At 38.7% G+C, this 12,633-nt stretch carries 13 protein-coding genes and 1 pseudogene; 2 read left to right on the top strand and 12 right to left on the bottom strand.

What is annotated here, in order from left to right:
• Positions 1–240: DUF6364 family protein (locus AC1DND_RS14530; protein WP_477582603.1), on the bottom strand; the 240-nt coding region annotated here is incomplete at its 3' end.
• A gap of 143 nt (positions 241–383) precedes the next feature.
• Here AC1DND_RS14530 and AC1DND_RS14525 point away from each other — a divergent pair.
• On the top strand, positions 384–1,376 hold the full coding sequence (locus AC1DND_RS14525; RefSeq protein ID WP_477582601.1) for an ABC transporter ATP-binding protein: 993 nt from the start codon (positions 384–386) through the stop codon (positions 1,374–1,376).
• 7 nt (positions 1,377–1,383) lie between these two features.
• On the opposite strand, the gene AC1DND_RS14520 is transcribed toward AC1DND_RS14525, so the two are convergent.
• Entirely contained in the window at positions 1,384–1,794 is a 411-nt protein-coding gene (locus tag AC1DND_RS14520) for a hypothetical protein (protein ID WP_477582599.1), read from the bottom strand.
• 136 nt (positions 1,795–1,930) lie between these two features.
• Here AC1DND_RS14520 and AC1DND_RS14515 point away from each other — a divergent pair, with 136 nt between their 5' ends.
• Entirely contained in the window at positions 1,931–2,491 is a 561-nt protein-coding gene (locus AC1DND_RS14515; RefSeq protein ID WP_477582597.1) for a DUF4230 domain-containing protein, read from the top strand.
• Between the two features lie 147 nt (positions 2,492–2,638).
• Here AC1DND_RS14515 and AC1DND_RS14510 read toward each other — a convergent pair whose 3' ends face one another.
• The 10 genes and pseudogenes from AC1DND_RS14510 to AC1DND_RS14465 all read right to left on the bottom strand — a co-directional run.
• A complete protein-coding gene (locus AC1DND_RS14510) occupies positions 2,639–2,989 on the bottom strand; it encodes a cupin domain-containing protein (RefSeq protein ID WP_477582595.1) in 351 nt (116 codons plus the stop codon).
• Positions 2,990–3,127: 138 nt separating this feature from the next.
• Positions 3,128–4,378 carry a threonine ammonia-lyase IlvA gene (ilvA, locus tag AC1DND_RS14505; protein ID WP_215125555.1) on the bottom strand — a complete coding sequence of 417 codons (1,251 nt, stop codon included), beginning with the start codon at positions 4,376–4,378 and terminating at the stop codon, positions 3,128–3,130.
• Positions 4,379–4,654: 276 nt separating this feature from the next.
• A pseudogene (locus tag AC1DND_RS14500) lies at positions 4,655–5,407 on the bottom strand (homocitrate synthase/isopropylmalate synthase family protein); the annotation flags it as partial.
• Between the two features lie 60 nt (positions 5,408–5,467).
• Positions 5,468–6,559 carry a 3-isopropylmalate dehydrogenase gene (leuB, locus tag AC1DND_RS14495; RefSeq protein WP_147224934.1) on the bottom strand — a complete coding sequence of 364 codons (1,092 nt, stop codon included), beginning with the start codon at positions 6,557–6,559 and terminating at the stop codon, positions 5,468–5,470.
• Positions 6,560–6,668: 109 nt separating this feature from the next.
• Positions 6,669–8,138, bottom strand: a complete 1,470-nt coding sequence (locus AC1DND_RS14490; protein WP_477582593.1) for an ATP-binding cassette domain-containing protein — start codon at positions 8,136–8,138, stop codon at positions 6,669–6,671.
• The gene (leuD, locus tag AC1DND_RS14485) at positions 8,138–8,722 is read right to left on the bottom strand and encodes a 3-isopropylmalate dehydratase small subunit (RefSeq protein WP_029276483.1); all 585 of its coding nucleotides are present in this window, start codon (positions 8,720–8,722) and stop codon (positions 8,138–8,140) included. The genes AC1DND_RS14490 and leuD overlap by 1 nt, the downstream gene beginning before the upstream one ends.
• 78 nt (positions 8,723–8,800) lie before the next feature.
• The gene (locus AC1DND_RS14480; protein ID WP_477582591.1) at positions 8,801–9,094 is read right to left on the bottom strand and encodes an antibiotic biosynthesis monooxygenase family protein; all 294 of its coding nucleotides are present in this window, start codon (positions 9,092–9,094) and stop codon (positions 8,801–8,803) included.
• 81 nt (positions 9,095–9,175) lie between these two features.
• Entirely contained in the window at positions 9,176–10,582 is a 1,407-nt protein-coding gene (leuC, locus tag AC1DND_RS14475) for a 3-isopropylmalate dehydratase large subunit (RefSeq protein WP_477582589.1), read from the bottom strand.
• Positions 10,583–10,686: 104 nt separating this feature from the next.
• Positions 10,687–12,168, bottom strand: coding sequence for a ketol-acid reductoisomerase (gene ilvC, locus AC1DND_RS14470; RefSeq protein WP_116251731.1), 1,482 nt, complete (start codon positions 12,166–12,168; stop codon positions 10,687–10,689).
• 135 nt (positions 12,169–12,303) lie between these two features.
• On the bottom strand, positions 12,304–12,633 hold a 330-nt coding region (locus tag AC1DND_RS14465; protein ID WP_477582587.1), incomplete at its 5' end, for a DinB family protein.

Raw genomic sequence — 12,633 nt, 5'->3', positions numbered from 1 at the left:
GACTTTCTCCAGCTCTTTTTTATAATCATAATCATCAGGTAATTCTACTTTCGGGCGGAGCATCAAAGATTTTATGATTGGAGAAAGTTCATCATCTTCTCTTACAATCTCTTCTTTTTTGATAACAGCTTTTAAATAATTCTCTACTACTGCAGAAAGACTTCTGCCTTGTTGTTCTGCATAAGCTTTTGCCTGTTTAATAACAGACTTATCTATGGTTAAGGTTAGTTTAGTGTTCATGGCCTTATAATTGCTGATGTCAAGATGTAAAGATACATAGTTGCCTGGATACGTGCAAAAATAAAATATAATGCACGTGTAATTTTGTTTGCACCTTAAACCTTCCACCTTAAAACCCTCTACCTTTTTCTTATCTTTACCACGTGAGCAATACCATAATCAACGTTAAAAATTTAACCAAGCAATATCAGGCAGAACAGGCCGGAGGTATTAAAAATGTAAGTTTCGAAATCAAAAGAGGCGATATAGTGGCCATAATCGGAGAAAGTGGCAGTGGAAAATCGACCTTACTGAAATCCATTTACGGATTGCTGAAAACCGATGAGGGTGAAATCTTTTTCGAAGATCAAAGGGTTAAAGGTCCTGATGAACAACTCATTCCAGGCCACAAACAGATGAAAATGGTTACGCAGGATTTTTCGTTAAATATTTATGCGAAGGTTTACGATAATATTGCCTCACAACTCTCAAATACCGACCTTAAAACCAAAGCCGAAAAAACGCTTCAGATTATGGAGCACCTTCGGATTTCGCCACTCCAGAACAAAAAAATCATCGAACTGAGCGGGGGAGAGCAGCAGCGTGTAGCCATAGCAAAAGCAATGGTTGCCGATACACAGGTTTTACTTTTAGACGAACCTTTTAGTCAGGTTGATGCGCTACTTAAGAATCAACTGCGTGCCGATATTAAACGAGTAGCCTCCGAAACTGGTGTTACCGTAATTTTGGTTTCTCACGATCCGGCTGATGGTTTGTTTTTGGCCGATCAGTTACTGATTCTAAAAAACGGCGAATTGCTACAAACCGGAAAACCAGCTGACATTTACCAGCACCCAAAACACATTTACACCGCTCAGATTTTAGGCAATGCTGTGGTTTTATCAAAAGCCGATGCCGAAAAAATTGGTTTAAAAACGGAAAAAGAATTCGTTGTGTTTTATCCCGAATGGGCTGAAATAAGCAATAGTTGGAGCAGCAGGCGCTATGAGGTAAAGGATGTGTACTACAAAGGTTTTTATGATGAACTGCTTTTGGAAAGAAATGGTGTTAACATCCGTGTCTTACAGCTAAACAGGGGAGAGCATAAAAAAAACGACCACGTTCAATTGAACATCAGTCGTTTTTTGGAGTTTTAAATACTAGTTATAAATCGTTTCCAACAAGAACTATTTTTACCCTTACTGTTGATGTAGGTTTTATTGGAGTTGTTGCCTGGTAATCTGAACTTTGTACATCGATAGATACACCGCCTTTGTATACTTCAAAACTATAGGCATCAACATTATAAACAAAAGGTAGCGCTATATAACTGGCTCCACTGTTATAAGAAATGTAAACCAAAGTTCCTTCATTGTCGACATGATACTGGTCGATTTCAGGAACAGAAATATCTGCAGTAAATGTTTTTTGGTCATTACTTAATACCCATGCATTGGGAGATATATCTTTAACGACAGTTAAAATGGCATTGCCTGGTTGAACAATCGTGTCTTTTTTGCAAGAAGCCAGACCTAGTGTGGCAATGCAAAGCATTAAGATGGTAAATTTTTTCATGTTGATTAGTGTTTATTTGTGTGTGTGATATCGGTATTACAAATCTGTTGCCAAAAAAATATAATTGTGGATTAATGGATTAATTATTGTGCAACAGATTAAATACATAAATGTTGGCACCTTATTTTTTTAAAACATGAAGCTCTTTTTTCGCCTCTTACCCTGGTTAATTTTAATCGTTGCGGGGTATTTATTTATCTCCAAAAAGTTCAGCATCAATACCTCTGTAGAGAGCAAACATCAGCTTCTGGTAGAGAAAATTGAGGCCATTGGTAAATTGGAGCTGGTAAGGTACCAGATTAGCGATGTTTTAGAACATAAAAATAAAACAGACTTTTTACCCGAAGCAAGTGTTTTATTGATTGTTAAAGCCGAAGCAGTAGGTTGTATCGACTTAACAAAAATTACCCGTGAAGATATTGATATTGATGCGGACACCGCTGTAGTAAATTTGCCACAGCCTGAAATATGTTATGTAAAAATCGACCATAAAAATTCGCGTGTTTACGATACGAAAATGGCTTTCTTCCGCGAAGCCGGTTTGGTAGATGAAGCGTATAAAGCAGCCGAAAGACAAGTAACTGCTGAGGTTAAAAAATCGAGTATTTTAACACAAACAAAAACCAATGCTACAACGGTACTTAAACCGATTATAGAAGGTTTGGGCTATAAGAATGTGAGGTTTACTTTTGAGTAGGGCTTAGAAGGTTTAAGGTTAAGCGATCGTCACCCTGAATTTATTTCAGGGTCTTTTTGGAAAGAGTAGAACTAGTAAAACTTCGGAGGTTTGCAGGATAGATGCTGATCCCGAAGGTTCGGGACAGCATGACGACATAACCAAATCTTATTTCAAAAAATCTTCTCTATGTGGATTAAAAATATCAATCAATAAACCCGCTTCTAAACAAAATACACCATGAAATACATTTGATGGGGCAAAGAAAACATCACCTTCATTTAAAATTTTCTTATCATCACCCATGGTTACTTCAAAACTTCCTTTTGCTACATAGCTCATTTGTAAATGAGGATGATTGTGAATGGTACCAATGGCATCTTTTTCAAATTCCACTTTAACCAACATCAACTGATTATCGTAAGCCATAATTTTGCGTTTAACGCCTGCTCCTAAATCTTCCCAATCAATATCGCTGTCAGCAATTAATGCCTTGTTGCTTAAGTCTTTGAAATTCATTTTTCTCTATTAAGATGTGTCATGTTGAGCTTGTCGAAACACTGTGATTGTCCTTCGACAGGCTCAGGATGACAAAGGAATTAAATTATACTTTGCGTGCTTAGCGAAAAACTTTGCGCCCTTCGCGGTTAAATAACCTTAAACCAAATACTCAAACAAAGTCTGATCCTGGTTTAGCTCAATAATTTCAAATTTAAAATCTTTCATGCGTTGTAATAAACTTGCATAATCGTTTTTATTAGAAAGTTCAATACCAACCAAAGCGGGGCCATTTTCTTTATTTGTTTTTTTAATAAACTCGAAACGGGTAATGTCATCCTGTGGACCTAAAACTTCATTCACAAATAACTTTAAAGCACCTGGTCTTTGTGGGAAACGTACAATGAAATAATGTTTCAAGCCTTCGAAAAGCAAAGATTTCTCTTTAATCTCCTGCATACGCTCAATATCGTTATTTCCACCGCTTACGATACAAACTACCGTTTTACCGGCAATCTGGTCTTTAAGCTGATCTAATGCAGCCACAGACAGTGCTCCCGCAGGTTCAACCACAATGGCATCTTCGTTATACAATTTTAAAATGGTCGTACAGATTTTTCCTTCAGGGATTAAATGCATCTGATCAAGCAGTTCCTTACAATATTCGTAAGTGATATGGCCAATTCTTTTTACAGCTGCACCATCCACAAATCGGTCTATTTCTTCTAAGGTAAACGGACCACCATATTCCATCGCCGTAACCATTGATGGTGCACCAAGTGGTTCAACACCAACTAATTTCACTTCAGGCTTAACGGTTTTCATGTAAGCGCTTACACCCGATGCCAAACCGCCTCCACCAACCGGCATTACAATCATATCCAGGTCAGGTAGATCTTCGTAAATTTCTACACCAACCGTTGCCTGTCCTTCAATTACTTTTTCATCATCGAAAGGTGGAATAAAAGTGGCTGATTTTTCGGCACTATAAGCTAAAGCTTCTTTTAAACAATCATCAAAAGTATCGCCTACTAAAACCACTTCAACATTGTCGCCACCAAACATGTAAGTTTGTTTAACCTTTTGTTTCGGTGTAATCTCTGGCATAAAAATCACCCCTTTAATGCCGAGTTTTTTACATGAATAGGCCACGCCTTGTGCATGGTTCCCCGCACTTGCACAAACTACACCGTTAATTAATGCATCTTGTGGCAAGGAGCTAATTTTATTGTAAGCACCACGCAATTTGTACGAGCGTACAATTTGCAAGTCTTCTCTTTTTAAATAAATATTGGCATTGTAATGAGCAGAAAGTCCGGCGTTAAACTCTAAAGGTGTACGTTTTACCACCCCTTTTAACCTTTGCGATGCAGATAAAAAATCTAATGTATTCGGTGTTGTAGTATTCATTGTTGTAGTATCAAGTAGAGAGAATCAAGTACCAAGACTGATATTCTCTTATATTTTTTGTAAAGCAGGGTTTGGTGTTCCATCGGTTGCAGCTGTCCTGCTTTACATTTTATTTCGCTGCGCTTCATGCTCATTTCAATCAGGTTTAGGTGAACTAAGTGTTTGTGTTTCAAACTTAAATCCTCCCCTGTCCCCTCCCAAAGGGGGGCACCCCTCAAAGTTTTTTTGAGGCAATTCGCCGATCGCTTTTAGCTTTGGTCCTTAACCTTTCAGCTTTTACGCCAAATGCAAAGCAACCAATTGGTTTAAATCGTAATCGTTAATGCCTTGTTTGCTATCGGCTAAAACCAAAAATTGTTTGTAAACAATATCTAAATGATCTTTTTCCAATTTATGGCCTAAACGGTCTAAATGGTGTTTTAAAGCATGGCGTCCGCTTCTTGCAGTCAATACAATAGTTGCATCAGGGAAACCAACATCTTCTGGTTTAATAATTTCGTAGTTTTCACGGTTTTTCAAGAAACCATCCTGGTGGATACCTGAGCTATGTGAAAATGCATTTCCACCAACAATTGCTTTGTTCGGTTGTACCGGCATGTTCATCTGGTTCCGCACCATATGGCTCATTTCATAGAAACGGGTCGCATCAATTTGGGTGTTTAAGCCTAAAATCTTGTGCGTTTTCAAAATCATGACGACTTCTTCCATAGATGTATTGCCTGCACGCTCTCCGATGCCGTTAATGGTACATTCTACCTGGCGGGCACCATTTTGTAAGCCTGCGATAGAATTCGCTGTAGCCAAGCCTAAATCGTTGTGGCAGTGCACAGAGATAATGGCTTTATCGATATTTTTTACGTTCTCTTTCAAAAAAAGAATTTTCGAGCCATACTGATCTGGTAAGCAATATCCGTTGGTATCTGGAATATTTACCACGGTGGCACCGGCAGCAATTACTGCTTCAACCATTTTAGCTAAAAATTCGATATCGGCACGGCCGGCATCCTCTGCGTAGAATTCAACATCTTGTCACGCAATGTCGTGTCGAAAATATAAACTTTGTTTGGGTCGTGAATCATAATCTTAAGTTTAGGAAGTGATTAATTTTTGTGATAAGAATTTAAGAACCAATTTGCCCATTTCGGCTGTGCCTAAAACTTTAAACCGGTTTGTATTTTGGTCGGCAATGTCATGTGTTCTAAAACCTTCTTTCAATACCTGGTCGATGGTGTCAACCAATAATTTGGCTTCTTCTTTTAGTCCGAAGCCAATTTCTAACATTAGTGCTGCCGATAGGATAGAAGCCAATGGATTAGCTAAATCTTTACCTGCAATATCGTGTGCAGAACCGTGGATCGGCTCGAAGAAACCTGTGCTTTCGCCAACAGATGCCGAAGCCAGCATACCCATTGAACCTGCAATCTGCGAAGCCTCATCTGTTAAAATATCTCCAAATAAATTGGCGGTTAAAACCACATCGAATTTTTTAGGGTTTTTGATCAACTGCATGGCTGCATTATCGATAAACATATGCTCTGTTTCTACATCAGGATATTGTTTTGCAATTTCCTGAACAGTTTCGCGCCATAAGCGAGAGCTTTCTAAAACATTGGCTTTATCTACCGAACATAATCTTTTGTTACGTTGCTGTGCAGCCTGGTAAGCTTTATGTGCAATGCGTTCTACTTCATAACGGTGGTAAATCATTAAATCTGAAGCCGTATTACGGTCCTCCGAGCGTGTTTTTTCACCAAAGTAAACATCACCTGTTAATTCGCGGAAGAACAAAATATCGGTTCCTCTTAAAATTTCCGGTTTGATGCTCGATGCCTGAAGAAGTTCATCAAATAGTAATATTGGGCGGAGATTAGCGAATAAACCCAGTTCCTTACGGATTTTTAATAGACCTTGTTCTGGTCTAACTTTTAAACTTGGGTCGTTATCATATTTGGCGTGGCCAATGGCTCCAAAAAGGATAGCATCACTTTGTCTTGCTTTTTCTAACGTTTCATCTGGCAAAGGCTCGCCGGTAACTTCAATAGCCGCATGGCCCATTAAAGCTTCTTCGAACACAAATTCATGGCCAAAAATTTCGGCAATTTTTTCTAATGCTGCTTTTCCCCAAGTGGTAACCTCGGGCCCAATACCATCTCCAGGTATTACTAAAATGTTCTTCTTCATTGTTGACTCCTCTTTTGCTTTACAATTGCTTATTGGTTGCCACGGAAGCACAGAAATCACAGAAAAATTTTGTTTCCGTGTTCACCGTGTTTCCGTGGCCAAGCTTGCATCAGCTTAATATTTCTGTGTTTAAACTTTCGACGACTTTTACCTCGCCTTTTTCTAACAATATTCTTTTTTCTATGCAGGTTGGCAGCTGCGATTCAAAATGGCCAACGTAAATTAAGGTCATCCCGTTGCTGCACAATTCATCAACCAATTGGTTAAAATGTTTTGTTTGCTGTTGGTCTAAACCCTGGCAAGGTTCATCCAGAATTAACAGTTCCGGATTTTTTATAATCGTTCGCGCTAACAATACCAATCGCTGTTTACCGAGTGGAAGTGCGGTTAATAATTCATTTTTGTTTTCGGTTAATCCAAAATACTCAATCAGCTCATCAACTTGTGCTCTTTTGCTATAAGGCAATTGCTGAAACAGCCCCACGGTATCGTAAAAGCCCGAAGCAATGCATTTCCAAACGGTTGAAGTGGCATCGAAATACCAATGAAACTCCGGCGATATTAAACCAATATGCTGCTTAATATCCCAAATGCTTTCGCCAGTTCCACGCCTGTTGCCAAACAAATAAAGCTCGTTGGCGTAAGATTGGGGGTGATCGCCGTTGATTAAACTCAATAAAGTAGATTTTCCTGAGCCATTAGGGCCTTGCAATAACCATTTTTCGCCAGCTTTAACTTCCCAGTTGATGTTTTTTAGCACCTGTTTTTCGCCATAGCTGATGTTGACATCAACCATCGTTACCATATCAGTTGATGAATAAATTGGCGACTCCTTTAAAAAAGCGGGGATTTTCCTTTTATGTATTTCAGGTGGAAGATCTCCAATTTCTCTTGAAAATGAGCTTACAATCTGCCCGTCTATAATCTCCGCAAAAGAATCGATGCTTTCTGGAAATTCTAAATCATTACAGATTAAAATTAATTGTACACCTTCTGCTGTAATCTGGTCTAAAAGTGTATTCAGGTTTTTGCGCGATGCTTTATCTAAACCGGTATAAGGCTGATCGATAATTAACAATTGAGGTTTTAACCATAAGGCTTTAACCAGCTGCAGTTTTTTATGTTCGCCGCTTGATAATTCGATTAGCTGTGAACTGGCAAAAGTAGCAAAGCCCAGTGCTTCTAAAATGGGTTCAACCAGATCGAAATGAAGCCCTTTTTCTTTGCCGTAAGCTACCAGTTCTGCATGTACTGTTAAAGTATCATTGGCCTGTAAACTGGTGTAGCGTTGCTGATAATAAAAGTTTGCAACACCTTCGAGATTTTTAAACTGATACCAGCTTTCTACAAATAAAACTTCGGCCGGTAATTTACTTTGGGCGTCGTAATTGATTTCAATACTACCTTGAGAAGGAATTAAACCCGCAATCGCTTTAGCCAAAGAAGTTTTTCCACTGCCACTTTCGCCCCATAAAACCCAGTTTTGGCACACATTTACTTCCCAATACAAATCCTTTAGTACCGCTTTATTGCGGTAACTTAAGTTTAGGTTTTGTATGTAGACAAATGGTTTAAGCATTATTTTGCTTGTTCAAATTCTGCGATTAATTCTTTTTGGGCCAAGATGAAATCGATATCATCATAACCGTTTATCAAACACGATTTTTTGTAAGGATTGATCTCAAATGATTCTTGAGCACCAGTTTCTACAATGGTAACCGTTTGATTTTCTAAATCAACTTCTAGGGCTGATTTTGGATTGTTGTCAACCGCGTTGAAAATCTGCGCCAAGAATTCATCACTTACCTGGATGGGTAATAAACCATTGTTCAAGGCATTTCCTTTAAAGATGTCGGCAAAGAAACTGCTGATTACCGCGTCAAAACCAGCATCTTGAATAGCCCATGCAGCGTGCTCGCGACTACTGCCACAGCCGAAGTTTTTTCCTGCTACTAAAACCTGGCCGCTATAGGTTGGGTTATTCATCACGAAATCAGCTTTAGGCTGGTTATCGTTTTCATAACGCCAATCGCGGAACAAGTTTTCGCCAAAACCCTCGCGGGTAGTCGCTTTTAGAAACCTCGCAGGGATAATCTGGTCGGTATCGATGTTCTCTATATTTAAAGGCACTACTGCCGATGTTAATTTTGTGAATTTTTTCATTATTAATGACGATTACACAGATTTAAATGATTTCACCGATTGGGGTGATTTCACTGATTTAATATTTATTATAAACCTTCAGCCTTCCACCTTAGTAAAGTGTTCAACTGTTGGGAAGGGATCATAAAAGTGATGTAATAACTTTTTCCAATCCTGGTATGCTGCTGACCCTCTGAAACCTTCGGTATGTGCCTCCAGTGTTTTCCAGTTTACCAACAGGATATATTTATTTTCTACCTCTATACATTTTTGAAGCTGATGCGAAATGTAACCTTCCATTGAGGAAATGATTTTTTGTGCTTTGTTAAAAGCTTTTTCAAAATCAGCCGATAATCCGGCTTTTACATTTAATATGGCAACTTCTAGTATCATATATTTTAAAGTTGTCATTCTGAGGAACGAAGAATCTGTTTCTTAGCTTGCAGATGCTTCATTCTTCAGTATGACTTTATTTTAAGCCTTCTCCAACAAATCCCTTACATCAGTAATTTTTCCGGTTACAGCAGCAGCTGCTGCAGTAAGTGGACTGGCCAATAATGTACGTGCATTTTGCCCTTGTCTGCCTTCGAAGTTTCTGTTTGATGTAGATACACAATATTTACCTGCCGGGATTTTATCTTCGTTCATACCTAAACAGGCACTACAGCCTGGTTCGCGTAATTGGAAACCAGCGGCTTCGAAAATTTTATCCAAACCTTCGTTTTTAGCTTGTTGCTCAACTTGTTTCGATCCTGGAACAATCCAAACCGTAACATTATCGGCTTTGCGTTTATCTTTAACAAAATCGGCAACTTCGCGTAAATCTTCAATGCGTGAGTTGGTACAGCTTCCGATGAATACATAATCAACCGGTTTCCCGATTAATGAGGAATCGTCATCAAAGCCCATATAATCTAACGCTTTCTGGTACGAAAGTTTTTCTTTTTCTGGTTGTGCACCAGTTGCCGGAATATGTTCCTGAATACCCATACCCATTCCTGGGTTTGTACCATAGGTAATCATAGGTGCGATATCTGCTGCATCGAAAGTTAAAACACTATCGAATTTCGCATCAGCATCGCTATATAATGTTTTCCAATAAGCTAAAGCTTTATCCCACTCTTCGCCAGCTGGAGCAAATTCTCTTCCTTTAATGTAATCGAAAGTGGTTTGGTCAGGTGCAATTAATCCACCGCGTGCACCCATTTCGATACTCATGTTACAGATCGTCATACGGGCTTCCATACTTAAAGCTTCGATTGCTGAACCTGCGTATTCTATAAAATAACCTGTACCGCCTGCGGCAGAGATTTTAGCAATAATGTATAAGATAATGTCTTTAGCGCCAACACCTTTTTCAAGCTCGCCGTTTACCTCAATTTTCATGGTTTTAGGTTTCGACTGCAATAAACATTGCGTTGCAAAAACCTGCTCTACCTGCGAAGTACCGATACCAAATGCAATGGCACCAAAAGCACCATGGGTTGAGGTATGGCTATCGCCGCAAACCATGGTTTTACCTGGTAAGGTGATACCCAACTCAGGGCCGATAACATGTACAATGCCTTGAAAAGGATGGCCTAAACCATACAGTTCTACACCAAATTCTGCACAATTTTTGGTTAACATATCCACCTGATAGCGCGAAAGCTCCTCTTTAATTGGCAATAACTGATTTAACGTAGGTACGTTATGATCGGCAGTTGCAACAGTTTGCTTCGGACGAAAAACAGGTAATCCTCTTTTACGCAAACCATCAAACGCCTGCGGAGAGGTTACCTCATGTATTAAGTGTGTATCAATGTATAAAATATCAGGAAATCCTTCTTCACTTTTTACAACGTGAGCATCCCAAATTTTTTCTACTAATGTTTTTGACATTTTATTATTATTTAATGTTTGTCAGTCTGAGCCTGTCGAAGACTTTTTCGTTATAGAAACAAAAAGAGTTCCTTCGACAAGCTCAGGATGACATTCTTTTGTTTCTATGCAGTTTTAATCGCTTTCATTGCAGTCATTGCTTTACGCAAAGTTGCTCCAATCTGTTCTACCTGGTGAGAGCGGATAGCCTCGTTGATATCGATTAATTGTCTGTTATCAACAGCGCCATCTTTACCTTCATTGAAGTTTTTACCAACTAGATCAGTATCTACTTTTTTCATGAAATCGCCCAAAAGCGGTTTACAAGCCTGATCGAACAAATAACAACCGTATTCAGCAGTATCAGAAATAACACGGTTCATTTCGAACAATTTCTTACGTGCAATGGTGTTGGCAATAAGTGGTGTTTCGTGTAACGATTCGTAGTAAGCCGACTCTGGTTTGATACCTGCCTGTACCATGGTTTCGAAAGCCAATTCAACACCAGCGCGAACAAAAGCTACCATTAAAGTATAGTTATCGAAATATTCCTGCTCACCGATTTTAACATCACCAGCAGGCGTTTTTTCGAAAGCAGTTTCGCCGGTTTCAGCTCTCCATTTTAATAAATTTTTATCTCCGTTTGCCCAATCTTCCATCATGGTCCGGCTAAATTCGCCACTCATAATATCATCCTGGTGTTTTTGAAATAATGGACGCATAATATCTTTCAATTCTTCCGAAATTTCGAAAGCTTTGATTTTAGCTACATTGCTTAATCTGTCCATCATGGCCGTAATACCACCTTGTTTTAAGGCTTCGGTAATTACCTCAACACCATATTGAACCAATTTAGAAGCATAACCTGCATCGATTCCTTTTTCTACCATTTTATCGAAAGATAGGATAGAACCTGTTTGCAATAAACCACAAAGGATGGTTTGCTCGCCCATTAAATCTGATTTTACCTCAGCTACGAAAGATGATTTTAATACACCAGCTCTGTGACCGCCTGTACCTGCGCAATATGCTTTTGCCTGTGCCAATCCTTTACCTTGAGGATCGTTTTCAGGGTGAACTGCAATTAAGGTAGGAACACCAAAACCACGAACATATTCTGCTCTAACTTCGCTACCTGGGCATTTAGGCGCAACCATAATAACGGTTAAATCTTTACGGATCTGCATACCTTCTTCAACGATATTGAAACCGTGAGAATATAACAAAGTAGCTCCTTCTTTCATTAAAGGCATAATTGCATTTACAACAGCAGTATGTTGTTTATCTGGAGTAAGGTTAATTACTACATCTGCATTTGGAATCAGTTCTTCGTAAGTGCCAACTGTAAAATTGTTTTCAGTTGCATTTTTCCACGAATCGCGTTTGCCTTCAATTGCTTCCTTACGTAAAGTGTAGCTTACATCTAAACCACTATCTCTTAAATTTAAACCTTGGTTTAAGCCTTGTGCGCCACAACCTACAATTACCAGTTTTTTACCTTTTAATGCGCTAACGCCATCTAAAAATTCAGAACTGTCCATGAAGTCGCAAACACCTAATTGGTTTAATTTTTCTCTAAGAGGTAATGTGTTAAAATAATTTGCCATTGTTTTTTATTGGTTAATTTCTATTTAATTATCGTTATATATTCTTTTTTACTTCGGGTTGATTACACAGATGAGGTGATTACACTGGCTTTTTTTATAATCAGTTCATATCTCATCTGTTTTACATCTCCCATTTTATACCAGTTTCTTCAGCGCCCATGCATAACCTTGGTGTACATTATCGTGGCCAATAGTTGTGATCAGAATTTCTTCAATGTTGTTCATCTGTACGCCATAGGTAGCTGTTGTAAAAGGAGTGATGCTCGAAAATTTTCCGTTCGCATAATCTTCTTTTATTTTTTCAATGCTTTCTAACGCGATGGTTTTCAATTCAGCTACTTCTTCTTCTATTACGGTGTAAGTTGGCTTCGTATCTTTTTTATAATACTCGTTAAATTTTACCGAAGCAGCATCTTGTAATACACCTGTACGAACATAACAAAGCGTTTGCGTGCTCACTACAAC

Source organism: Pedobacter sp. 01N416, from assembly GCF_056399685.1.
Note: the sequence above shows the minus strand (reverse complement) of the source record. Positions and strands in the feature narration are given on the sequence as shown.